This window comes from Ideonella margarita (assembly GCF_038066635.1).
GTDB classification, from domain to species: Bacteria; Pseudomonadota; Gammaproteobacteria; order Burkholderiales; family Burkholderiaceae_C; genus Ideonella; species Ideonella margarita.
This window is the reverse complement of record NZ_JBBUTI010000001.1, coordinates 161,774-186,082: the sequence shown is the minus strand read 5'-3', so window position 1 is coordinate 186,082 and position 24,309 is coordinate 161,774. Positions and strand designations below refer to the sequence as shown.

The following is a 24,309-nucleotide window of genomic DNA, read 5'->3' as shown; positions in this document are numbered from 1 at the left end:
CACGACAAACACGTTGTGGTTGCGGCCGATTGTGACGTCAGCGTGCCAGTACCGGCCCCAGTGCTCGCCCGGTGTGTGTGCCCTGCGCCACGACCTGCTCCGGCGTGCCCGCCACCACGATGCGACCACCCGCGATGCCGCCGTCCGGCCCGAGGTCGAGTACCCAGTCGGCTTCAGCCATCACGTCAAGGTCATGCTCGATGACCACCACGCTGTGGCCGCCGTCCACCAGGCGGTGCAGCACATGGATCAGGCGCTCCACGTCGGCCATGTGCAGGCCCACGGTCGGCTCGTCCAGCACGTACAGGGTGTGCGGCGGCTTCGGTCCGCGGCGCGGCCGCGGTGCATCACCCGGTGCAGCCGCCGGCGCAAACATGAACTCGTCGCGCACCTTGCTGAGCTCGGTCACCAGCTTGATCCGCTGCGCCTCACCGCCCGACAGCGTCGGCGACGGCTGGCCCAGCGTCAGGTAGCCCAGGCCCACATCCTTCAACAGCTGCAGCGGATGCGAGATGGACGGCATCGAGGCGAAGAACTCCACCGCCTCATCCACCTCCATGTTCAGCACATCGCCGATGCTCTTGCCGCGCCAGGTAACCGCCAGCGTTTCGGTGTTGAAGCGCTGGCCGTGGCACACATCGCAAGGCACCTTCACATCGGGCAGGAAGCTCATCTCGATGGTGCGCATGCCCTGCCCTTCACAGGCCGGGCAACGCCCCTGGCCGGTGTTGAACGAGAAGCGCGCCGCCGTGTAGCCACGGGCCTTGGCCTCCAGCGTTTCGGTGAAGAGCTTGCGGATGGCGTCCCAGAAGCCGATGTAGGTGGCGGGGCACGAGCGCGGCGTCTTGCCGATCGGCGTCTGGTCCACCTCCAGCACGCGCTCCACCACGCCCCAGCCGCTGATCGACGCGCAGCCGGTGAGCAGCACCGACGAGGCCGCGGCTTCATCCGGCTTGCGGCCCTTGGCCGTCACCAGCGCGGCCACATTGGCCAGCAGCACGTCACGGGCCAGCGTGGACTTGCCGGAGCCGGACACCCCCGTCACCGCCACCAGGCGGTGCAGCGGCACGTCGGCATCCACCTGCTGCAGGTTGTGCAGCGTGGCGCCGCGCACCTGGATGGCGGGCGTGTCAGCCGTCACCGGCCGGCGCGCATGCAAGGGGTGGTGCAGCGGGTTGGCCAGGAAGCGGCCGGTCAGCGATTCAGGCACCAGCGCCAGGTCGGCCGCCGTGCCTTGGGCCACCAACCGGCCACCACGTTTGCCGGCGCCCGGGCCGATGTCGATGATGTGGTCAGCCCGGCGGATCGTGTCTTCGTCGTGCTCGACCACGACCAGCGTATTGCCCCGATCGCTCAGGTTCTTCAGCGCGTTCAGCAGGATGCCGTTGTCGTGCGGGTGCAGGCCGATGGTCGGCTCGTCCAGCACGTAGCAGACGCCCTGCAGGTTGCTGCCCAGCTGCGCGGCCAGGCGAATGCGCTGGGCCTCGCCGCCGCTCAAGGTGGGCGCGGCGCGGTCAAGCGTCAGATAACCCAGACCCACTTCTTCGAGGAAGGCCAGGCGGTTGCGAATCTCGACCACCACGTCACGCGCAATGCCGGCTTCGCGGCCAACCAGCGCCAGGCCATCCACCCAGGCCAGCGTGTCGCGCACCGACCACTGCGCCACTTCATGGATGGCCTTGTGGGCGAAGGTGACGCCGCGTGACGACAGGTTCAGGCGCGCGCCGTGGCAATCCGGGCATGGCTCACCGGCCACGCCTTCAACGTCCGGCTCCTCGCTCGGGAAGCTCTGTTCGCGGCCCTTGTTGTCATCGTCCTTGACGCTGTCGTCAAAGGCCTTGCGTTGCTCGCGCGTCAGCGCCAGGCCCGTGCCCACGCAGGTGGTGCACCAGCCGTGCTTGCTGTTGTAGCTGAACATGCGCGGGTCCAGCTCGGGGTAGCTGGTGCCGCATTGCGGGCAGGCCCGCTTGGTGGAAAACACCTTCAGCGTGCCCACCTGCGCCGTGGATTCACCCGACTCGATCAGCCCCGCCAGGCCGTCCAGCGGGCTCAGCAGGTGCATCACGCCCTTACCCACGTCCAGCGCCAGCGCCAGCAGGCGACGCAGTTCGGCCTCGTTGTCCGCGCGCACCACCAGGTCGCCCACCGGCAACTCCAGCGTGTGTTCCTTGAAACGGTCCAGGCGCGGCCAGGGGTCGACCGGCAGGAATTCGCCATCCACCCGCAGGTGCGTGTGGCCACGCGCCTTGGCCCACTTGGCCAGGTCGGTGTAGACGCCCTTGCGGTTCACCACCAGCGGCGCCAGCAAGCCGATGTGCTGGCCCATGTGGTCGCGCAGCAGCTGCGCGGCAATGCTCTCTGCGGTCTGCGGCATCACCGGTGCACCGTCGTGCACGCAGTGCTGCAGGCCGAGCTTCACCCACAGCAGGCGCAGGAAGTGCCAGACCTCGGTGGTGGTGGCCACCGTGCTCTTGCGGCCACCGCGGCTCAGGCGCTGCTCGATCGCCACCGTGGGCGGAATGCCCCACACGGCATCCACCTCGGGCCGGCCTGCCGGCTGCACGATGCTGCGCGCATAGGCATTCAGCGATTCGAGGTAGCGCCGCTGACCCTCGTTGAACAGGATGTCAAACGCCAGCGTTGATTTGCCCGAGCCCGATACGCCCGTGACCACGCTGAACTTGCCGCGCGGAATGTCGACGTTCAGCGACTTCAGGTTGTGCTCGCGGGCATTGACGATGCGGATGGACTCGTCCTCCACGCGCCGCTCGCGCAGCTTGCTGCCCAGGTAGGCGCCGCCATCGGCCGCCACCATCTTTTCGCTCACGCCCAAGGCGCCGTCGTACTCGGCCAGCGCCTTGCCGGTGTGGGAGGTGGGGTGCAGGCGCACCTCTTCGGGCGTGCCCGTGGCCACCACCCAGCCGCCGGCATCACCGCCTTCGGGGCCGAGGTCGATCAGCCAGTCGGCCGCGCGGATCACGTCCAGGTTGTGCTCGATCACCAGCAGCGAATGGCCGGCGTCGAGCAGCTTGCGCATCGCCCGCATCAGCTTGGCGATGTCGTCGAAGTGCAGGCCGGTGGTCGGCTCGTCGAAGATGAACAGCGTTCCCTTCTTCGCCAGCTTCTGCCGCGGCGTGGAAGCGGCTTCAGCCAGGAAACCCGCCAGCTTCAGGCGCTGGGCCTCACCGCCCGACAGCGTCGGCACGGGCTGGCCCAGGCGCACGTAATCCAGGCCCACATCGACGATGGGCTGCAGCGTGCGCACCACCTCGCGATCGGCGGCGAACAGCTTCACGGCCTCGCTCACCGTCAGGTCCAGCGTGTCGGCGATGCTGAGTTCGCGGTCACCGCGGCTGATCTTCACGTCGAGGATTTCAGCGCGGTAGCGGCGGCCGTCACAGTCCGGGCAACGCAGGTACACGTCGCTCAGGAACTGCATCTCCACATGCTCGAAGCCCGAGCCGCCGCAGGTCGGGCAGCGGCCGTCACCGGCGTTGAAGCTGAACATGCCGGCGGTGTAGCTGCGCTCGGCCGCGAGCGGCGCCACGGCAAAGAGCTTGCGGATCTCGTCGAACGCGCCGACGTAGCTGGCCGGGTTGGAGCGCGCCGTCTTGCCGATCGGCGATTGATCGACGAACACTGCATCAGCCAGGTGGTCAACGCCCAGCAGGCGGTCATGCTCGCCCGGGGTTTCGGTGGCCTTGCCGAAGTGGCGGCTCAGCGCCGGCACCAGCACGTCCTGCACCAGCGTGCTCTTGCCGGAGCCCGACACGCCTGTCACCACCGTCAGGCATTGCAGCGGGAACTGCACATGCACGTCTTTCAGGTTGTTCTGCCGCGCGCCTTCAAGAATCAGGCGCGGGGTGCTGTCGACCACCGCGCGCTTGAAGCCCATGCCCACCGTCTTGCGGGCGCCCAGGTAGGCGCCAGTGAGGGTGTCAGCATGGCGGGCCTGCGAGGGCGTGCCGTCGAACACGATCTGCCCGCCACGCTCGCCCGGGCCGGGGCCCATGTCGATCAGGCGGTCGGCGGCCAGCATCACGGCGGGGTCGTGCTCCACCACCACCAGCGTGTTGCCAGCGTCGCGCAGGCGGTGCATGGCCTGCACGATGCGGTTCATGTCGCGCGGGTGCAGGCCGATGCTCGGCTCATCCAGCACGAACATGGTGTTGACCAGCGAGGTGCCGAGTGCCGTGGTGAGGTTGATGCGCTGCACCTCGCCGCCACTCAGCGTGCGGCTCTGGCGGTCCAGCGTGAGGTAACCCAGGCCCACGTCGCACAGGTAGCGGATGCGGTTGCGCACTTCATCGAGCAGCAGCTTCAGCGCCTCGTCGTGCAGCACGTCGGGCAATTGCAGGGTGTCGAAGAAGGTGCGCAGCCGCTCGATGGGCAGCAGCATCAGGTCATGCAGGCTCAGGCCCGGCAGGGCTTCAAGCTGCTCACGGCTCCAGCGTGCGCCCACCGGCAGATTGCGCAGCGCCGGCTTCAGCACGGCGTTGGCGTTCTCGACACTGCCCAGGCGCCACTGCAGCGCTTCGAGCTTCAGGCGCGCGCCGCCGCAGGTGCCGCACGGCGTGTAGCTGCGGTACTTCGACAGCAGCACGCGGATGTGCATCTTGTACGACTTGCTTTCGAGGTACTCGAAGAAGCGCCGCACGCCGTACCAGGCCTTGTTCCAGTTGCCCGTCCAGGCGGGCGAGCCTTCCAGCACCCAGTCGCGCTGGGCCTGCGACAGCATGTTCCAGGCGGTGTCACGCGGAATGCCGGCCTCACCGGCGTACTTCACCAGGTCGTCCTGGCACTCTTTCCAGGCCGGCGTCTGCATCGGCTTGATGGCGCCGTTGCGCAGCGTCTTGCGCTCATCCGGAATGACCAGGCCGAAATCCACGCCGATCACCCGGCCGAAGCCGCGGCAGGTTTCGCATGCGCCGTAGGCCGAGTTGAAACTGAACAGCGCCGGCTGCGGATCGCCGTAGCGCAGGTCACTCTCCGGGCAATGCAGGCCGGTGGAGTAGCGCCAGAGCTGGGTGTCGCCGTCCACCACTTCGGCGGGAGCCTCAGCCGCAGGGCCTGAGGGCACGACGTTCAGCGCATACACCGCCAGCCGGCCACTGCCGCGCTTGAGGCCAAGCTCGATCGCCTCCATCACGCGCACCCGCTCGGCGTTGCTGAAGCGGAAGCGGTCAGCCACCACGTCCAGCACCTTCTTGTCTTCCACCACCCGCTCGGCCTGCACGCGAGAGAAACCGCTGGCCTGCAGCCACTGCTCCAGCTGCTCGGCAGTGGTGTTGGCGGGCAGTTCCACCGGGAAGGTCACCACCAGGCGCGGGTCACCGCTGGCGGCGGCGCGCTGGCGCAGGTCTTCATAGATGGTGTCGGCCGTGTCGTGGCGCACCGGCAGCGCGGTTTCACGATCAAACAGCTGCGCGGCGCGGGCGTAGAGCAGCTTCAGGTGATCGTTCAGCTCGGTCATCGTGCCAACCGTGGAGCGGCTGGTGCGCACCGGGTTGGTCTGGTCGATGGCGATGGCTGGCGGCACGCCGTCGACCTTGTCTACGGCCGGGCGGTCCATGCGGTCGAGGAACTGCCGCGCGTAGGCGCTGAAGGTCTCGACGTAGCGGCGCTGGCCCTCGGCATACAGCGTGTCGAACACCAGGCTGGACTTGCCCGAGCCGCTGGGGCCGGTCACCACGGTCATCTCGCCGGTGCGGATGTCCAGGTCCAGGTTCTTCAGGTTGTGCTGGCGGGCGCCGCGAATATGAATCAGACCGTCGGACATGGCAGGTACGAAGACATCATGGAACCTGACATGTTGCCATGCACGAGGCTGGCGTGGGCGGTCGGGGGCATCGATGCGGGCCCTTGTTCAGCGGCGTCTCGGGATTGACGCGAAATCAGGATCGACCCTGTTCGCGCTATCCACAACGGGCCGTCATGAAATCCCCTCAGAATCTCGGGCACAAGCAGTCAAGAAGAGGTTGGAAGACGATGGGGCAAGTTCACCACCAGGTTGTTCGGGTGGTCGCAGCGCGTGGGCGTGCGACCTTGATGGTGCTGGCGTTGGCACTGGCCGGCGCAACGGCCCAGGCCCAGATCCGCGTCGGACAGACGGTGGGGCTGACCGGCCCGGTGGCTGCCACCTCCAGCGAGGCTCGTCAGGGCGCGCTGCTGTGGATCGATGCGGTGAATGCCCAGGGTGGCGTGAACGGCCAGAAGATCGAGCTGCAGACGCTGGACGACCAGTTCGACGTGCAGCGCTCGATGGACAACGCCAAACAGCTGATCGACAGCGGCGTGATCGCCTTGTTCCTGACCCGCGGCACGCCGCACAACCAGGCGCTGCTGCCGCTGTTGAGCGCCAACCGCATCCCGTTGGTCGGGCCGTCCACTGGCGCCATGGTGCTGCACAAGCCGGTACAGCCTTGGGTGTTCAATGTGCGCGCGGCCTACCAGCGCGAAGCCGAGCGCGCCGTGGCCCACCTGGTGAACACCGGCATCACCCGTGTGGCCCTGGTGCAGGTGAATGACAGCTTCGGCGACGACGCCGTGCAGGGCGCGCTCAAGGCCCTGAAGACCGCCGGCCTGAGCCCGGCCGCGCATGAGCGTTACGACCGCAGCAAGCCCGATTTCAGCCAGCTCACGCCGGTGGTGGTGAATGCGCAGGCGCAGGCCGTGCTGTACGTGGGTTCGGGCACGGCCGTGGTCGACGGCATGAAGGCGCTGCGGGCGGCGGGCTCGCGTGCCCAGCTGGTGACGCTGTCGAACAATGCATCGGACGGATTCATCAAGCAGCTGGGCGATGTGGCCCGCGGCACCATCGTCAGCCAGGTGTTTCCGTCCGAGCGCTCGATCTCGACGCCGATGATCAAGGACGTGCTGGCCCTGGCCAAGGCCAAGGGCATCCAGAACGTCAGCCCGGCGATGGTCGAAGGTTTTGCAGCCGCGAAGGTGCTGGTGGAAGCGCTGCGCCGCGCCGGCCGCAACCCCGACCGCGCCAGCCTGGTTCAGGCGCTGGAGCGCATGCAGCGGGTGGACCTGGGCGGTCTGGACGTGTCTTTCAGCGCCCAGGACCACAGCGGCCTCGACTACGCCGACCTGGCCATCATCGGGCCCGACGGCCGGTTCCAGCGCTGAGCGCGGACTGACAATACCTTGGCCAGCACCTGCAGGCAGCCTTTGTTGCTGGCGCGTTAAGGCTCTGTAAATAGGGCGATCACGCGGCCCTTGATGGGGGAAAACGCTGGAACCGCCATCGGCAGACTGCGAGGCAATCCTTTTCAGGTTGCCACCATGCCCGCCTCCGAGACCCCCCGTTCGCGCAACGCTCCCGCCGCCAGACCCGCCACCGACGTACCCGCCCGCACCACCCGCACGGCCGCAGCACCGGGCCGCGTGCTGGTGGTGGCGCCAGACGAACACATGCGCCGCTGGGCCGCACTGTGCCTGCAGGTGCATGGCCACGACGTGCATGACACGGCGGACGCCGACGCGATTGAAACGGCGCACCGCGACGGCCACGACCTGCTGCTGATGGACCCGGACGCCCGGGCGCAGCGCGGCACCCGCCACGGGCTGGACGCCTGGCAGCGCCTGCGCGGCCTGCGCGACCGCTGCCCCACATTGCCGGTCATCGTGCTGCAGGGCCACGGCGGCGCCACCGACCGCACGGCGGCCTTCGAGCTGGGCGCCGACGCAGTGATCGCCCAACCCTTTGACCCCCGCGAGCTGCGCGCCCGGGTGGCGCGCCTGCTCTACCTGGCGCGGTTTCGGCCGACCGCCGACAGCGCCCCGACACCGGAGCCGCAAGACGAGCCGCTGCAAGTGGGCGGCTGGTGGCTCAACCCGGTGACCCGGCAACTGCACACGCCCACCGGGCTGCGCGTGCAGGTGTCGGAGCCGGAAATGCGGCTGCTGCGCGCCTTTCTGCGTGCGCCGCACAGCGCGCTGGGCCGTGAACACCTGCTGGCCTTGGTGAGCGATGGCGGATCAAGCCCCGGGGACACCGCCCCGTACACCGCGCCCGGCGCCACACCGAACGCCGCGCGCACCGTGGACATGATGGTCTCGCGCCTGCGCCAGAAATTGCACGACAACCCGCAGGCGCCGCGCGTCATCCAGACGGTGCGCGGGGTGGGTTACCTCTTCGAGGCGGGCGAAGGCCCCCGCGATCGCTGATGAACCGGCGCCACAAGCCGGCAACCATGCCATCCAACCCACCCACCTTCGTTTGAAAGGAGATGCGATGAACGTCTCATCCAATGCATCGAACAGCCAGCTCTGGAGCCTGTTGTCGAAACAGGCGGCCAGCTCGCTCGGCAAAGGCAGCGCCACCAACAGCACTGCCGGCACATCGGCCAGCTACGCGGCAGCATCGACCACCGCGACGACGGATGCCGAGGCCAGCACGTCAGCCACCGGCAGCGCAACGCGCGGAGGGCACCATGGCCACCACGGCCCGCCACCCTCCAGCTTCAGCAACGACATGTCGACCGCGCAGTTCGCGGGCCTGCAGCAGATGGGCGGGGGCCGCCCGATGGGGCAGCCGCCGGGGGATCCGGTCGCGTCGCTGGACAGCGATGACAGCGGCAGCGTGTCCGCCGACGAGTTCGGGCTGGAAGGCGCCAGCAGCGAAGTTCAGGCCCTGTTCAAGGCCATCGACGGCGACGGCAGCGGTGATCTATCGACCGACGAGATCGACCAGTTCCGCGAGCAGATGATGGCCGCGGCCGAGGCGCAGGGCCAGGCGCAGGGGCTCGGGCACGAGCGTGGACATGGGCAGGGCGACGGGCCACCACCAGAGCCACCCGAGAGCGGCGGCATCGACGTGAACGCGTTCCTGAACCAGCTGGCCAGCCGCTATGCCGACATGATGGGCGGCGCCGACGTCAGCGCCACGGCCAGCTTCAGCGTCAGCGTCACTGCCTGACGCCCCTGCCACACGGGCCAGGCCAGACGGTCATGGCCCGTCAGGCCGAACGTCAGGCCATGAACCCCAGGTTGCGCTGGCTGAAGTTGGCAAGGTTGGGGAAGAGCGACAGCAGCTCGCCGTCGCTCAGCCCCATCCAGCGGCCCAGCGTGGCGCCGTACTGATCGACCGAGGTGCTGGGCAACATCACGCCGTTGCCGATCTGGTCGGGGCTGCCGTCGAAGTTGTTGCTGTTGGCATTGCGCGCCGACAGCACCGGCACCTGCCCGTACACATCGCCGCCCTTGACCGCGCCCCCCATGATGAAGTGGTGGCTGCCCCAGCCGTGGTCGGTGCCGTCGCCATTGCTGGTGAAGGTGCGACCGAAGTCCGACGCGGTGAAGGTTGTGACGTTGCTGCGCAGGTTGAGCCCGCCGAGCGTGTCGTCGAAGTACTTCAGGGCCTGAGCCAGCTTGGCCATGTTGTCGGCCTGGTTGCGGTTCTGCCCGTCGTGGCTGTCGAAGCCGCCGATGCTGACGAAAAACACCTGCCGCTTCATGCCCAGCGCAGACGAGCTGCTGGCCTCGATCATGCGCGCCACCATCTGGAACTGCTGGGCCAGGCTGTTGCTGCTCTTGCCGCCGGTCAGCGGGTTGTCGTACTGAAGCTTCGGGTCGTTGTTGGCGTTGTAGCTGCCAGAGACCGGTGCGGTGCCGAACAGCGGGTCGCTCGCCGCCTTGAGCGTGGTGCGCAGCGCCACCTCGGCATCAATGGAGCGGCCGTGGATGTCGGCCATGTCGGTTTCGAAGCGGTGGGTGCTGCGCGCATTGCGCACCACCCGCTCCAGCGCCGAAGCCACCGTGGTCGAGCCAAACAGGCGGCCGCCGCTGTCAGCGCCCATGCGCACCGCGCCGCTGGTGCTCATCTGGTACTGGCGCACCGTGTCACCCGACAACCAGACCGCATTGCCGGCCACCGACACCGCGGTGAAGCTGGCCCGCGTGTTCTGCGACAGCAGCAGGTCCGCCATGCGGCCGCCCCAGCCCTTGGTGGCACCTTCCGGTGCAAAGGCCTGCCAGGTGTTCTGCTGGTCGTTGTGGGAAAACAGGCTGGCCGGCAAGGGGTAGCCGGTGGTCGCGTACTGGGCCTTGGTGGTGGGCTGTTTCAGCGGCCCCACATTGGCCAGCACCGCGAGGCGCTTCTGGCTGTTGAACAAGGTTTGCAGCGCGCCCAATGACGGGTGCAGGCCGAACGTCTGCGTGCCCCCGCCGGGCGCGGTGCGGGCAGTAGCCGGCACGATGGGCAGCACGCCCCCCAGCCGCGCCGGCGAAGCTACCTGCGCGGTGGGCACCGGTGCCGTGCCGGGTGCGAGCAGCGCGATGGAATCGGGCGCCTGGTCACGCACGGCCGTGTAGTTGGCGAACGAGGTGCTGTCGGTCGGCAGGAACATGTTGTAGGCGTCATTGCCGCCGAACATGAAGAGGCAGACCACCGCCTTGTAGTCGGACGCGGCCTGGGCCGACGCACTGCTCATGGCTGCGAGATTGAGCGCCAGCGGTGCAGCAGCACCCAGCGAGGTGAAGGCGCCGAGCTGGCGCAGGAAGGCGCGACGCGCGGCTTGATCGTGATGCATGGCGCGGCTCACTTCTGCACGGTGTATTCGGGGGAGGCCAGGGTCAGCATCACGGCCGTGCGCACACGGTTGAGCTTCGCTGATTCGATCTGGTCCTGGTTCTTTCCGTTGGCCACCGGCACGGCGATCGACAGCACGGCGGGCGCGATGATGTCCTTGAGGGCGGCTGGCATCGGCGACGGCAGCAGCCGGGTGGCCACCTGGTCCACCAAGGCCGGCACTTCGGCGTCGGTGGCGGCCAGGGTGCGCAGGGCGTGCGTGGTGTCGCGCAGGAAGTCGGGCTGCACGTCGCGGCGGGTCGCCTTGTAGTCGTAGCCGTTCTGCCCGACACCGAACTGCAGCGCCATCGACATGTAGTTCACATAGCCCACGACGCTGCTTTCGTGGGTGATCTGCATCTCGGGCGCCAGCAGGCCCGCCAGGCCGAGCTGCCCGCCGGAGGGCACATAGCCCGGGCGGTAGAAATTGAAGACCGATGGCGCGCGGAAAGGCGTTTGCGACAGACCGTCGGTATTGCTGTCGGTGGTGCCCACCAGCCAGCTGCCGGAATCGGACTTGGCGTCGAAGGCCCGCAGGAACGCAGACAGCCGCAGCACCGGCTCGCGCAGCTTGCCGAACGACGGGTCCGTCAGCCCGTTGCTGCTTCGCGCCTCGGTGTCCAGCAGCACGGCGCGCACCAGCGCCTTCATGTCGCCGTTGCCCGCGGCAAACGCGCTGGCCACGCGGCCCACATACGCCGGGCTCGGGTTGCTGGTCACCATGCGCTGGATCATCTGCCGCGCCAGGAACGGGCCGACATTCGGATGGCCCGCCAGCGTGTCCAGCGCCACCTTCAGGCTGGCGGCCGGATCAGCGTTGCTGCCCTGGTCGGCCACGGTGGCGCCGAGGAAGGACTTGACGCTCGACGAATGGAACTGCGGGTACGAGCGCATCGGCTTGATCATCGCGTCGATGTCGCGTTCGGAGTCCCGGCTGACGCCGTTGAAGAAGCAGCTGTCGTCGGACACCGGGCAGGCATAACTCCAGCCGGTGAACACCTTGGCCAGCCCGGAAATGTCGCTGGGCGTGTAGGTGGGCACCGGGCTGCCGCCGCTGGTCTTGACGCTGCCGTCGGCGTTCAGCTGCACCAGGCCGATGGAGAACAGCTGCATCACTTCGCGCGCGAAGTTCTCGTCGGGCACCCGGCCGGTCCGGGTGTTTTCCTTCATGTTGTGCAGCGAGGTCAGGTAGGTGCCCATCACCGGGTGCAGGGCGACCGATTCCAGCAGGTCGCGGTAGCGGCCCAGGCCCTTGGCACCGAGCATGTCGGCATAGCTGGCCAGACCGCGTGAGTTGTTGCCGACGCCCGAGTCGAGCATCGACACCACGAAGATCTGCGACAGGGCATACGCCACACGGGCACGCACCTGGTCATCGCCAGACACCGCCTGGGTCCAGAACGCATCGAGCACCTCGCGCTGGCCGGCCTTCGGGTTCGCGGTGGTGCCGCCGAGTGCGGCATTGCGGGCGTCCCAGTAGCTCACGTAGCTGAGGCTGGCGGGCTTGGCGAGTTGCGCATCCAGCCAGGCGGCGTAACCCTGGGCGACCACGGCGTCAATGTGCGCGGTGGTCGGGCCGAAGGTGGCCTGGGTCAAGAAGCGGGCGGCTTCGGCACGTGTCGGCTTGACCTCGGGCACGGGCTCGGGCGGCGGATTGACGGCATCACCACCACCTCCGCCACCACAGGCCGACAGCACCGCCAAGCCCAACCCCAATCCCACCGCCTGTGCCGCACGCCACAGCGAACGGCGCCTTGTTGCAACCCACATCATCCTGAGGACTCCTGAAGCCTTGCCGTGTCGCGACCTCCGCGGCCTCACAGCGGCAGCGATGCTGCCAGCGCTGATCGGCGCCGGAAAGGCCCCCATGAGCGCCGAACACAATTGGCTACAGGCTCTTACCGTGGCTTTACATCGGCTTGCGGTGCAAACAACGTCGCAGCCCAGGGTTGTTACGCAACGACACCACCGTGCGCTATCCCATGAATGGCAAGAACCACCCCTCCACGCCTCCAGGCTCCGCCCGCAGAATCGCCGCGCAAAGGGCCGGTCCGGCCCTGATCACAGGAGGGATATCTTCATGCAAAAAGCTTTGGGCGCTGAACTGGTCGGCACGTTCTGGTTGGTGCTGGGCGGCTGCGGCAGCGCGGTTCTGGCGGCGGCGTTTCCGGGTGTCGGCATCGGCTTGCACGGTGTGTCGCTGGCCTTCGGCCTGACGGTGCTGACCATGGCCTATGCCCTGGGGCCGATTTCGGGTTGCCACCTGAATCCGGCGGTGTCGATCGGCCTGTGGGCGGGCGGGCGCTTCCCGGCCAGCCGCCTGCTGCCGTACATCGTGGCGCAGGTGATCGGTGCGGTGGCCGCCGGTGGCGTGCTCTATCTGATCGCCAACGGCGCGCCGGGCTTTGATGTGTCCAAGGGCTTTGCCTCGAACGGCTACGGCGCGCACTCGCCGGGTGGCTACAGCATGGCCGCCGCGCTGGTGTGTGAAGTGGTGATGACCGCGATGTTCCTCATCATCATCCTCGGCGCCACCGACAGCCGCGCGGCCCCGGGCTTCGCCCCGATCGCCATCGGCCTGGGCCTCACGCTCATCCACCTGATCAGCATTCCGGTGACCAACACGTCGGTCAACCCGGCGCGCAGCACCGGTGTGGCGGTGTATGTCGGCGGCTGGGCGGTGGAGCAGCTGTGGCTGTTCTGGCTGGCCCCGATCGCTGGCGCCTTGCTGGGGGCGGCCGTCTGGCGCGGCCTGCGCAGCGAAGACTGACGCCGTCCCAGATCCATCAGGGGACCCCAAGGTCAGCCCTGATGGATCTGCCGGGGCAGTGGGGCGACACTACGTCGAACTCATCGACGCAAGGAGATCTGCATGCCCCGACGCCACCAGCCCCGCGCCCTGCCCGGCAACCTCGCCCGGAGGGCTGTGCTGCAGGCTGCCCTGATCCCGCTGGCCGCCCTGGTGGGCGGCGGCGTGCAGGCGCAAAGCCAGGCGCCATCGGCCGCTGGCTGGCCCGCCAAGCCCGTGACGATCATCGTGCCCTTCCCTGCAGGCGGCGGCACCGATGCCTTTGCACGCCCGCTCACGGCCGTGATGAGCAAGAACGCGGGCAAACAGTTCATCATCGACAACAAGGGCGGCGCCGGTGGCACGGTCGGCGCCAGCGTGGCGGCCAAGGCGGCGCCTGACGGCTACACCTTCTTCATGGGCGCGGTGCACCACGCGATCGCCCCGCACATGTACCCGAAACTCGACTACAACATCGAGTCAGACTTCGTGCCCGTCGGCCTGATTTCCAGCGTGCCGCAGGTCATCGTGGTGAACCCGCAGCGGGTGCCGGTGAATGACCTGGCCGGCCTGCTCGACTTCGTGCGCAAGAACCCCGGCAAGCTGAACTACGGCTCGGCGGGCAACGGCACCTCGCACCACCTGGCGGGCGAGCTGTTCAAGCTGCAGACCAAGACCTTCATCACCCACATCCCGTACCGCGGTGCCGGCCCGGCCCTGCAAGACCTGATCGCAGGGCAGGTGGACGTGATGTTCGACGGCCTCGGCTCGTCGGCCACCCACATCAAGAGCGGCCGCATCAAGGCGCTGGCCGTGGCCAGCGACAAGCGCGCGCCCGGCTTCCCGGACGTACCCAGCAGCACCGAAGGCGGCGTCCCCACCTACCAGGTCGCCACCTGGTACGGGCTTTGGGCGCCCAAGGGCACGCCGAAGGACGTCATTGAGAAAATGCAGGCCGAGCTGAAGAAGGCCCTGAACAGCGACGAGCTGAAAGCCACCTGGACGGGCCTGGGCACCGCCACGCCCAACGTGTGGGGTGACGACTTCGGCAAGTTCGTGGGCAACGAGGTCAAGCGCTGGGGCCAGGTGGTGAAAGCCTCCGGCGCCAAGCTCGACTGAGCGCCCTTCGCTGGTTTGTCGGGCCTCCGGGCCCCTGCGTTTTCTGGTTGCTCGATGCCTGGTTTTGTTGACTACACCCCGCCCGACGAGCACGGCGTGGCCCATGCCCTGATTGCCCACCCGGGCAAGCTCAATGCGCTGGACACCGCCATGTGGCAGGCCCTGCGCGAGGTCTTCAGCGTTCACGTACCCCGCACCGCCCCCCGCGTGGTGGTGGTGCGCGGCGCCGCCGGCACCTTCGTGGCCGGCGGTGACATCGCCGAATTCCCCGACTTCCGCTTCGAGGCCCACACCCTGGCGCGCTTCCATGAAGCGCTGGTGGCCCCCGCCCTGCAAGCCATGCTGGATTGCGATGTGCCGCTGATCGCCCACATCGAAGGCGCCTGCATCGGCGGCGGGCTGGAGATCGCGGCCTGCTGCGACATCCGGCTCTGCGGCCAGACCAGCCGCTTCGGCGTGCCCATCGCCAAGCTCGGTTTTCCGATGGCCCCGGCCGAAGTGGCCATCGTGGCCCGGGTGGTGGGCCCGATCGTGCTGCGCGAGTTGCTGCTGGAAGCCCGTGTGCTGACGGCCCACGAAGCCTTCGAGCGCGGCTTGATCACCCGCGTGCTGCCCGACGACGGCCTGGCCGCCGAGGTGGCCCAGGTGGCGAGCCGCATGGCGCAGCTGTCACCGCAAGCGATGCGCCTGAACAAGCAGGTGCTGCGCGAATTTGGCAACGGCGACGCCGGCACGCCCGCCAGCCGCGCGCCCCATTACGCCTACGCCCCTTCCGCGGAACACCGCGAAGGCCTGGCCGCCTTCAATGAAAAGCGGCCCGCGCGCTTCTGAGCGAATCGCGCCCTGGCCCAACCCTTCTCCAACTTGCCCCCGACATGAGCAACGCCAACCTCTTCTGCGCGCTGCGCGCCGCCTTCCCAGCCAACCTGGACGCACCGGCCATCCTGCCGGCCGACGGCCCGGACACCACCCACTTCTACAGCTGGCGCGACCTGGACCAGGCCAGCGCGCGCATCGCCAACCTGCTTGATTCGCTCGACCTGCCGCCCGCCAGCCGCATCGCCGTGCAGGTGGAAAAAAGCGTTGAAGCGCTGATGCTGTACCTCGCCGTGCTGCGCGCCGGCCACGTCTTCCTGCCTCTGAACACGGCCTACCAGGACGGCGAGATCAGCTACTTCGTCGGCAATGCCGAGCCCGCCGTGGTGGTGTGCTCGGGCAAGAACTTCACCTGGGTCAGCCGCATCGCCTTCCTGGCCGGCACCACGCATGTCTACACGCTGAACGACGACCGCACCGGCACGCTGCTCGACCGCGCCAGCTTCCATGCCGACACGCATGAGCCGGCACAGGTGGCCGCCACCGACCTGGCCGCCATCCTCTACACCAGCGGCACCACCGGGCGCAGCAAGGGCGCGATGCTCAGCCACGGCAACCTGCTGAGCAACGCGCTCACGCTGCGCAGCTACTGGAGATGGCAGCCGGACGACGTGCTGATCCATGCGCTGCCGATCTTCCATGTGCACGGCCTGTTCGTGGCCTCGCACGGCGCCTTGCTGAACGGCAGCCCGATGATCTGGTTCAGCAAGTTCGACCCGGCCGCGGTGCTGGCCCGTCTGCCCGAAGCCACGATCTTCATGGGCGTGCCCACGCTGTACGTGCGGCTGCTCGGAGAAGCCGGGCTCACCCCGCAGGCCTGCAGCCACATGCGCCTGTTCATCAGCGGCTCCGCGCCCTTGCTGATGGACACCTTCACCGAATGGCAGCGCCGCACCGGCCACACCATCCTCGAGCGCTACGGCATGAGCGAAACCGTGATGCTCACCTCCAACCCCTGCCTGCCGGCTGACGGCGAGCGGCGTGGCGGCACGGTCGGCTTCCCGCTGCCCGGCGTGGGTGTGCGGGTGCACGATGACCAGGGCCAGCCGGTGCCGACGGGCGAGATCGGCGGCATCCAGGTGCGTGGGCCGAACGTGTTCGGTGGCTACTGGCGCATGCCCGAGAAGACCCGCGAAGAGTTCACCGCCGATGGCTGGTTCAAGACGGGTGACGTGGGCCGCGTCGACGTCGACGGCTACGTGACCATCGTCGGCCGCTCGAAAGACCTGATCATCAGCGGCGGCTACAACGTCTATCCGGCCGAGATTGAAAGCGTGCTCAACGACCTCGACGGTGTGGCCGAGAGCGCCGTGATCGGCGTGCCGCATGCCGACTTCGGCGAGGCGGTGGTGGCCGTGCTGGTGGCCCGATCTGGCGCCGAACTCGACAGCGCCCGCCTCATCAGCCACCTGAAAGGCAAGATCGCCAACTTCAAGGTGCCCAAGCGGGTGTTCGTGGTGACCGACCTGCCGCGCAACACCATGGGCAAGGTGCAGAAGAACCTGTTGCGCGAGCAGCACAAAGCCCTGTTCAACCCCGCTTGAACCCACGGGCCGGGGCGACGCACAATCGGCCAGCCGGGCTCTCATCCCCGGCCAGCCGCCCAGGAGCGTCGTGATCCGCCTGCCCTTGCCCTCGCTTGTGCCCGTACTCGTGCCGCCGACCCCGGCGCCGCAGCGCCCTTCGGCGGCATGCGCACTGCCTGCGTCCGGTCACAAGCAGCATCGGCTGGCAGGCCTGGCCGCCACGAGCATGGCGGCCTTGAGCCTCGGGCTCAGCATCACCAAGCCAGCACACGCCATCGGCAACGAGGTGTTGCAAGCCTGGTGGCGCGACTGCCTGCACGGCGGCAGCCCCCCGTCTGCGCCGGGGCCGGTGCCACTGGAATGTCTGCAGATTCGGGAAACCCGGGCCCTGACCGAAGCCAGTGGCTCGGTGAGCCGCAACGCCGCCCGCCTGACCGTGCAACGCCCCGACGCACCGCCGGTGGCATTCACCGACGACAGCACCAGTCGGCACCACTTTCTGGGTGCGGTGGACGAGTTGCAAGCCAGCCTGGTGCTGCAACAGTTGCCGGAGCAACCGGCCCGCGTGTGGCTGGTGCCTGCCCAGGGCCAGCCGCTGAAGCTCGACAACCTGCCGGTGCCGGCACCGGGGGGGCGTTTGCTCGCGGTGGTTGGCACCGGCGAGGCGGCTGGCAGCGATGCCCCGGGCTCAGCCACCAGCCGGATTTCACTCTGGCAACGCGCGGGTGCGCGCTGGTCGCGGCAGTTCAGTTTCAGCGCACCGGAGGGTGTGCAATTTCAATGGCGCAGCTGGCGCGCAGATGCTGCAGCGGCCCGACTGGACTGGCAGCGCCAGGGCCACTGCGGCCCGTCGCAAGGCAGCGTGCAGCTGCGGGACGGGCCCTACGGCTGGGAGTTCTACCCCGAGCCGCCCGCCGCTTGCCGCTGACGCGGCTTATTCGTCTTCGTCTTCGCCGTCGGCGGCCTTGCCGCCCTTGGGCGCCTGCAGCGCGCCCGGCATCGGCGCCACGCCACCCATGCCCGGCCGCAACGCACCCATGGCACCCGGCTGAGCGCCAAGTGCGCGGTTGGCCGAGGCGTGGCCGCTGGACGACGGATCAGGCAGGCTGAGCTCGTTCGATGCAGGACCGCCGGTCGGGCCGATCTTGATGGAGCGGCGCGCCACCGACAGCAACACGGTGTCGCCGTCGATGACACCGCCGACGCGCACGGTGCGCGGCCGGCCGTCGTCCACGGCGATCAGCGCCAGGCCACCGTCGAGGCGGCCGGCAGCCGGCGCCACCACGCCCAGCAGCTGGAAGCGGGTCGCGGCGGGAGTGTCATCCTCCTCCTCGGCCGCATCGGCGCCACCCAGCACCTTGAGCAATTCGCCACCCATGGCGAGGCTGCGCATCGGCGTCTGGGCCTGGGCTGGCAAGGGGGCGGGTTTGACAAGCACACGGAACCCCCAGAACAGTGCACTGGCGGCAATGAGTGCCCACACGGTAAACGTTAACAATCTGGAAGCCATGCGACGATTATGATTCAAGCCACCCGAGAGACGGGGCCCCAAAACGGCCTCTTTACTTCCATGAGTTTTTCTTCGCGCAAGACCCTGGTGCAACGCCGCCTGCGACAAGCCGGTTTCACCCTCATCGAGTTGCTGGTGGTGCTGGTGATCATCGGCGTGCTCGCTGCCCTGATCGTGCCCAACGTGCTGGAGCGTGCCGATGACGCACGCGTCACCGCGGCCCGCACCGACGTGGGCAACCTGATGCAGGCCCTGAAGCTCTACAAGCTCGACAACCAGCGCTACCCCACCGGCGAGCAAGGCCTGGAGGCTCTGCTGCGCAAGCCCACCACCGGCGTGATTCCGCCGAACTGGAAGGTGTACGTCGAGAAGCTGCCGAACGACCCCTGGGGCCGCCCCTACCAGTACGCCAACCCCGGCGTGAAGGGCGAGATCGACGTGTTCAGCCTGGGCGCAGACGGCCAGGCCGGCGGCGAAGGCAAGGACGCCGATATTGGCAGCTGGCAATGAGGCCAATGCCGGCCTTCGGGCTGGCCCTCTGCTGCAACACCCCCGCATGCCCTCGGGCCTGATGACGCACGCGCCGCGGCGCCAGCACGGCTTCACCCTGCTTGAGCTGATGGTGGTGGTGGCCCTGCTGGCCATCGCCGTGGGCATGGCCACACTGGCCCTGCGTGACGGCAATGCCAGCAAGCTCGACGAGGAAGGCGCCCGCCTGGCCGCGTTGCTGGAAGGCGCCCGTGCGCGCTCCCGCGCCACTGGCCAGGACGTGCGCTGGCAGCCCGCCCGCGACCGGCCCGGATTTGCCTTTCTCGGCCTGCCCGCGGCCGTGACCATGCCGACCCAGTGGCTCGATGAGCGCACCACCGCGGAAGTGGTGGGCGCGCCCGCGCTGCAGCTGGGGCCGGAACCCGTGATCGGCGCACAGCGGGTGCGCCTGCGCATCGAAGACCGGCAACTGCTGCTGGCCACCGATGGGCTGGGGCCTTTTGCACCCATCGCCGACAAAGACACCGGCGCACGCTGACACCATGCCGCACCGGCCTTCCCCCCTTCCTCTGCCACGCAATGCCAGCGGCTTCACCTTGATCGAGGTGCTGGTGGCGCTGGCCATCGTGGCGGTAGCGCTGGCTGCGGGCAGCCGGGCCGGCGGCGCGCTGCTCGCCAATGCCGACCGGCTCAAGCTGGTGACCAGCGCGCAGTGGTGCGCGGACAACCAGCTCACCGGGCTGAAGCTGGCGCGCCGCTTCCCTGACACCGGGGAAAGCAGCTTCGAGTGTGAGCAGTTGTCCCAGACCTTCCGCGGCAAGATGCGCGTGCAAGGCACACCCAACCCGAACTTCCGCCGGGTAGATGTGATGATGAGCGACGACCGGAATCAACCGGTGGTCACCGTGTCCACGGTGCTGCCGCGGTATTGATGCGGCCCCCCACGATGCACCCGAAACCGCACCTACGCCAGTGCACCGCCATCCGGCTGCGCCCTCGCGCCCAGCACGGCTTCACGCTGGTGGAGGTGCTGGTCGCGCTGTTCATCATGGCGGTGATGGCCGGCATGGCCTGGCAAGGCATCGACGGGCTGGTGCGCACGCGTGACGGCGCACAGCAGGCCAGCGAAAGCACCCTGCGCCTGGGCACCGTGATGGCGCAATGGGACGCCGACCTGGAACACCTGCAACAAACCCCGGCCACGCCGACCCTCAAATTCGACGGCAGCTCACTGCGCCTGACCCGCCGCCACCGCGACGGCCTGCAACTGGTGTTGTGGACGATGCAGCAGGGCAAGCTCCACCGCTGGGCCTCGCCGGCCGTCACCCGCGTGCAGGAGCTGCAGGACTGGTGGTTCCGCAGCCAGCAATGGTCCGTCATCCAGGCCGACGCCCTGCCCATGCTCGACGGCGTGGCCGCGTTGCAGATCTACTTCTATCAACAAGGCGACAACACCTGGAGCAATGCGCAATCCACCGGCAACGTCAGCACCGGAAAATCTGGCAACCGCACTGCCAAGCCACCGCCCGGTGGTGGCACTCCGCCGGGCGGCGCCCCCGGCAACAGCCCACCCGCTGATGCCGGCACGGCGGGCACCAATGGCAATGGCGGCGTGCCCACCCTCCCGGACACCGACAGCGGTGACGACACCTTGCCCATCGGCATTCGCCTGGTGCTGACCCTGCCGCAAGGCCGCCTGCTGCGCGACGTGGCGCTGCAACCTGCCCAATGACAACGCGTACCGCCTTTTCCCACTGCGCCATCAGCCACGGCGGCCCGGCCTTCCGGCGGCAAGCTCGGCGCGCCCAGCAAGGTGCTGCGTTGCTGATGGCCATGCTCATCGTGACGCTGGTGGCCACGCTCGCGGCGGGCATGGTGTGGCAACAATGGCGCGCCATCGAGGTGGAAGGCGCCGAGCGCGCCCGCACCCAATCGACCTGGCTGCTGACCGGCGCACTCGACTGGGCCCGGTTGATCCTGCGGGAAGACGCCCGCGATGGTGGCCCCGACGGCCTGACCGAACCCTGGGCCACCGGCCTCGAAGAGATTCGCCTGTCCACATTCCTGGCGGCCGACAAGGACAACACCAGCGACACCGGCCTGGATGCCTTTCTGTCCGGCCAGATCACCGATGCGCAGTCGCGCTACAACCTGCGCAACCTGGTGGAAGACGACGACGAGGCGGTCAAGGCCGAGCTGAAGATCATCACGCGGCTGTGCGAGGTGCTGAGCCTGCCCTCGGGCGTGGCCCAGCGCCTGGCCGAAGGCATGCGCGGTGCCAGCGAGGCCGAAGACAAGCTCGACGACAAGGAGGCCGTGGCCACCGGCGCGCCGCTGCGACCGGTGCGCGTGGAGCAGCTGCGCTGGCTGGGCCTGGACGCTGATACCGTGCAACGGCTGACGCCGTTCGTGACCATCCTGCCGCAGCGCACCCGGGTCAACCTGAACACCGCCTCGGTCGAGGTGATGATGGCCACCATCGACGGCCTCGACCGCGCCAGCGCCCAGCGCCTGACCCAGCAGCGGCTGCAGCTGCGCAAGGGTTTCGAGAACCTGGCCGCGATCAAGGCCCTGCTGCCCGAGAAGGTGGTGCTGGAAGAGCGCCATGTCGCCATCAACTCCTCGCACTTCGAGGTGACCGGGCAATTGCGCTATGAAGACAGCATCCTGCGCGAGGTCTCGCTGGTGCAGCGACGTGGCCAGGATGTGACGGTGTTGCGCCGAGACCGCCTGTCCCATGAATGAGCGTTCCCCCCGCCCCGGACGGGCCTTTGCCCACGCCACAATAGAAGGTTGTGACTCTTCGTCCGTCACCAAGGCCACTGCCACTCCATGTCCACATTGATCGTCCAGTTGCCAGCGCAACCCCGGCTGGCTGCCGTGCATGCAGACACGCCCGCGGCACGCCCCACGCCCGAGTACGACTGGGTGCTGAGCACCGACGCCGCCACGTCAGCCGGCCAGGCCCATGGCCGCTGTGGCGTGGCCCAGCTGCCGCGTGCCCAGAGCCTGGTGGCCGTGCTGCCGGCCGATGACGCGGGCTGGCACCTCATCACCGCCCCGAAGGCACCGGCCGCACGGCTGCGCATGGCGCTGGCCGGCATGCTCGAAGAGCAACTGCTGGAAGACGAACAAGACGTGCACCTGGCTGCCTCGCCCAGCCTGAAGGCCGGCGAGCCGGCCTGGGTGGCCTCCGTGGGCAAGGCCTGGCTCAAGGCACAGCTTGAAGCGCTGGAAGCCACCGGCCTGACCGTGGACCGCGTGGTGCCCGCCTGGGCCCCGACCGGCGCACCGGCGGCGCATGTGTACCGCGAAGCCACCGTGGAAGGTGACGCCGGACTGCGCCTGGCCTGGCGCGATGATGCCGGCGCCGTGGTGCTGCCGCTGCACAGCGACGCCGCCCGCGCGCTGCTCACCCAGCCCGGCACCGACACCCCGTCCACCTGGACCGCCAGCCCCGATGCCGCCGAAGCCGCGTCGCAGGTGGCCGGCCATGCCGTGGCCGCCCGCTCCAATGCCGACAGCCTGCTGGCCGCCACGCAGACCGACTGGAACCTGCGCCAGTTCGACCTGGCGCCGCAGCACCGCGGCAGCCGCGCCCTGCGTGACAACGCCCGCCGCTTCTGGAACGACACAGCCTGGCGCCCGGTGCGCCTGGGTCTGGCCGTGCTGCTGGGCGTTCAGCTGATCGGCGCCAATGTGTGGGCCTGGCAGCAGCGCCAGGCCGTGACGGAGCGCAAGCTGGCCGTCACCGCCCTGCTGCAAACCACCTTCCCTCAGGTGCGCGCCGTGATCGACGCGCCGGTGCAGATGCAGAAGGAACTCGATCTGCTGCGCACGCTGGCTGGCAAGCCGGGCGACACCGACCTGGAGCCGCTGCTGTATGCCGCGGAAGCCGCCTGGCCGCCATCACGCGGGCCCGCCGATGCGCTGAAGTACGAACCGGGCCGGCTCACGCTCAACAGCACGGGCTGGAGCCCGGCCGAGGTTGAAGGCCTGCGCGAACGCCTGCGTGCGCTTGGTCTGTCGCTGGACACCGAGCCCGGCAAGTTCACTCTTTACAAGGGCAAGGCCCAACCATGAAGCGCATGACTGTGCCGCCCGCCCTGCTGGCCCGCTGGCAAGCCCTTGCCGTGCGTGAACGCCAGGCCCTGATGGCCGCCGGCGCGGCGCTGGCCGTGCTGATCGTCTGGCAAGTGGCCATTGCGCCGGCCTGGACCACCTGGAAGCAGGCCCCCGCGCAATTGCGCGCGCTGGAAACCCAGACCCTGCAACTGCAGCGCATGGCCACCGAAGCGCATGAGCTGAAAGGCCAGCCGCCGGTCGACGCATCGCAATCAGCCGCCGCGCTGAAGGCCGCCACCGAGCGGCTGGGCGACAAGGCCAAGCTCTCGGTCATCGGTGATCGCGCGACGGTCACGCTCACCGGCGCCACCGCCGACCAGCTGCGCGCCTGGCTGCAGGAAGTCCGCCAGGGCGCCCGTGGCCGGCCGGTCGAGGTGCAACTGCGCCGGGTCGACGGCGGCCTGTCGGGCACCGTGGTGGTCAGCCTGCCTGGAGCGGCCTGAGTTCATGGCGCGTCTCGTCTTCAACCGCCCCGTCGTGCGCTCACCCGCCGCATCGGTCAGCGGGCCGCAGCGTTTGCGCCGCTGGGCGGTGGCCGGTGGGCTGCTCGGTGTTCTGCTCGGCGCAGTGAGCCAGGCCCCCGCCGTGTGGCTGGCCCGCGCGGTGGACGACGCCACCGGTGGCCGCCTGCAACTGATCGAAGCCCGGGGCACCGTGTGGGACGGCAGCGCGCTGCTGATGCTGACTGGCGGCCCCGGCAGCCGTGATGCATCGGTGCTGCCCTCGCGCCTGGACTGGCAACTCAGCCTGCACCTGGACGGCGTGCAACTGGCGCTGGCCCAGGACTGCTGCGTGGCGCCCGGCCTGAAGCTGCGCCTGCAACCCGGCTGGCGCGACGCCACCTTGCTGGTTCAACCCGGCGACGCCACCGGCCTGCTCGGCCAATGGCCCGCTGCCTGGCTGGACGGCCTGGGCGCGCCCTGGAACACCCTGCGGCCCGGCGGCCTGCTGCGCCTGAGCAGCCAGAACTTCGAACTGACGGCCGGCGCCACCGGCTGGCAGGTGCAGGGCGAGGCCCGCGTCGGCCTGATGCAGACCTCCTCGCGCCTGTCCACGCTGAACCCGCTGGGCAGCTATGAATTGAGCCTGGTGGGCCAGCCGGCCGCACCGGCGACACTGCAGCTGCAGACCCTCGAAGGCGCCTTGCAGCTCAGCGGCAGCGGCGAGCTGCGCGCCAAGGGCGGCGTGCGCTTCCGCGGCGAAGGTCGGGCCCAGCCCGGCCAGGAACCCGCGTTGAACAATTTGCTGAACATCATCGGACGCCGCCAAGGGGCGACGTCCGTCATCACGATCGGATGAC

General features: G+C 68.8%; 20 protein-coding genes. 16 read left to right on the top strand and 4 right to left on the bottom strand.

Going from position 1 to position 24,309, the window contains the following annotated elements:
• Positions 1-37: 37 nt before the first annotated feature.
• Entirely contained in the window at positions 38-5,779 is a 5,742-nt protein-coding gene (gene uvrA, locus AACH00_RS00870; RefSeq protein ID WP_341397050.1) for an excinuclease ABC subunit UvrA, read from the bottom strand.
• 269 nt (positions 5,780-6,048) lie between these two features.
• Between uvrA and AACH00_RS00865 the strand changes: the two genes are divergently transcribed.
• The 3 genes from AACH00_RS00865 (at position 6,049) to AACH00_RS00855 (ending at position 8,926) form a co-directional block, all read left to right on the top strand.
• On the top strand, positions 6,049-7,134 hold the full coding sequence (locus AACH00_RS00865; protein ID WP_341397458.1) for an ABC transporter substrate-binding protein: 1,086 nt from the start codon (positions 6,049-6,051) through the stop codon (positions 7,132-7,134).
• Positions 7,135-7,290: 156 nt separating this feature from the next.
• Entirely contained in the window at positions 7,291-8,175 is an 885-nt protein-coding gene (locus AACH00_RS00860) for a response regulator transcription factor (protein WP_341397049.1), read from the top strand.
• Between the two features lie 67 nt (positions 8,176-8,242).
• Complete coding sequence (locus AACH00_RS00855) at positions 8,243-8,926, top strand: EF-hand domain-containing protein (protein WP_341397048.1); 684 nt, start codon at positions 8,243-8,245, stop codon at positions 8,924-8,926.
• A 52-nt stretch (positions 8,927-8,978) separates the two neighbouring features.
• Here the strand turns inward: AACH00_RS00855 and AACH00_RS00850 are convergent, their stop codons facing one another.
• Both AACH00_RS00850 and AACH00_RS00845 read right to left on the bottom strand, forming a co-directional pair.
• Positions 8,979-10,538: a DUF1501 domain-containing protein gene (locus AACH00_RS00850; protein WP_341397047.1), complete on the bottom strand. Its 1,560-nt coding sequence runs from the start codon at positions 10,536-10,538 to the stop codon at positions 8,979-8,981.
• Positions 10,539-10,546: 8 nt separating this feature from the next.
• A complete protein-coding gene (locus AACH00_RS00845; RefSeq protein ID WP_341397046.1) occupies positions 10,547-12,349 on the bottom strand; it encodes a DUF1800 domain-containing protein in 1,803 nt (600 codons plus the stop codon).
• A gap of 307 nt (positions 12,350-12,656) precedes the next feature.
• On the opposite strand from AACH00_RS00845, the gene aqpZ reads away from it, so the two are divergent.
• The 5 genes from aqpZ to AACH00_RS00820 all read left to right on the top strand — a co-directional run bounded on the left by aqpZ (position 12,657) and on the right by AACH00_RS00820 (position 17,813).
• Positions 12,657-13,346 (top strand): aquaporin Z, encoded by a 690-nt coding sequence (aqpZ, locus tag AACH00_RS00840; RefSeq protein ID WP_341397045.1) that lies wholly within the window; start codon positions 12,657-12,659, stop codon positions 13,344-13,346.
• A 102-nt stretch (positions 13,347-13,448) separates the two neighbouring features.
• Positions 13,449-14,483: a Bug family tripartite tricarboxylate transporter substrate binding protein gene (locus AACH00_RS00835; protein ID WP_341397044.1), complete on the top strand. Its 1,035-nt coding sequence runs from the start codon at positions 13,449-13,451 to the stop codon at positions 14,481-14,483.
• Between the two features lie 54 nt (positions 14,484-14,537).
• Positions 14,538-15,314, top strand: coding sequence for an enoyl-CoA hydratase/isomerase family protein (locus AACH00_RS00830; protein WP_341397043.1), 777 nt, complete (start codon positions 14,538-14,540; stop codon positions 15,312-15,314).
• Positions 15,315-15,358: 44 nt separating this feature from the next.
• Positions 15,359-16,903 carry a malonate--CoA ligase gene (locus tag AACH00_RS00825; RefSeq protein ID WP_341397042.1) on the top strand — a complete coding sequence of 515 codons (1,545 nt, stop codon included), beginning with the start codon at positions 15,359-15,361 and terminating at the stop codon, positions 16,901-16,903.
• Between the two features lie 70 nt (positions 16,904-16,973).
• Entirely contained in the window at positions 16,974-17,813 is an 840-nt protein-coding gene (locus tag AACH00_RS00820; RefSeq protein ID WP_341397041.1) for a hypothetical protein, read from the top strand.
• 6 nt (positions 17,814-17,819) lie between these two features.
• On the opposite strand, the gene AACH00_RS00815 is transcribed toward AACH00_RS00820, so the two are convergent.
• Positions 17,820-18,368 carry a hypothetical protein gene (locus AACH00_RS00815; protein ID WP_341397040.1) on the bottom strand — a complete coding sequence of 183 codons (549 nt, stop codon included), beginning with the start codon at positions 18,366-18,368 and terminating at the stop codon, positions 17,820-17,822.
• Positions 18,369-18,455: 87 nt separating this feature from the next.
• Between AACH00_RS00815 and gspG the strand changes: the two genes are divergently transcribed.
• From gspG to gspN, 8 genes are all read left to right on the top strand, one after another.
• Entirely contained in the window at positions 18,456-18,905 is a 450-nt protein-coding gene (gspG, locus tag AACH00_RS00810) for a type II secretion system major pseudopilin GspG (protein ID WP_341397039.1), read from the top strand.
• Between the two features lie 46 nt (positions 18,906-18,951).
• Positions 18,952-19,422 carry a pilus assembly FimT family protein gene (locus AACH00_RS00805; protein ID WP_341397038.1) on the top strand — a complete coding sequence of 157 codons (471 nt, stop codon included), beginning with the start codon at positions 18,952-18,954 and terminating at the stop codon, positions 19,420-19,422.
• 4 nt (positions 19,423-19,426) lie between these two features.
• Complete coding sequence (gene gspI / locus AACH00_RS00800) at positions 19,427-19,816, top strand: type II secretion system minor pseudopilin GspI (protein WP_341397037.1); 390 nt, start codon at positions 19,427-19,429, stop codon at positions 19,814-19,816.
• A gap of 14 nt (positions 19,817-19,830) precedes the next feature.
• Complete coding sequence (locus AACH00_RS00795) at positions 19,831-20,616, top strand: PulJ/GspJ family protein (protein WP_341397036.1); 786 nt, start codon at positions 19,831-19,833, stop codon at positions 20,614-20,616.
• Positions 20,613-21,629 carry a type II secretion system minor pseudopilin GspK gene (gspK, locus tag AACH00_RS00790; protein ID WP_341397035.1) on the top strand — a complete coding sequence of 339 codons (1,017 nt, stop codon included), beginning with the start codon at positions 20,613-20,615 and terminating at the stop codon, positions 21,627-21,629. The genes AACH00_RS00795 and gspK overlap by 4 nt, the downstream gene beginning before the upstream one ends.
• An 87-nt stretch (positions 21,630-21,716) precedes the next feature.
• Positions 21,717-22,967, top strand: coding sequence for a type II secretion system protein GspL (gene gspL, locus AACH00_RS00785; RefSeq protein ID WP_341397034.1), 1,251 nt, complete (start codon positions 21,717-21,719; stop codon positions 22,965-22,967).
• On the top strand, positions 22,964-23,452 hold the full coding sequence (gene gspM / locus AACH00_RS00780; protein ID WP_341397033.1) for a type II secretion system protein GspM: 489 nt from the start codon (positions 22,964-22,966) through the stop codon (positions 23,450-23,452). The genes gspL and gspM overlap by 4 nt, the downstream gene beginning before the upstream one ends.
• 4 nt (positions 23,453-23,456) lie before the next feature.
• On the top strand, positions 23,457-24,308 hold the full coding sequence (gene gspN, locus AACH00_RS00775) for a type II secretion system protein N (RefSeq protein WP_341397032.1): 852 nt from the start codon (positions 23,457-23,459) through the stop codon (positions 24,306-24,308).
• The last annotated feature ends 1 nt before the right edge of the window (position 24,309 follow it).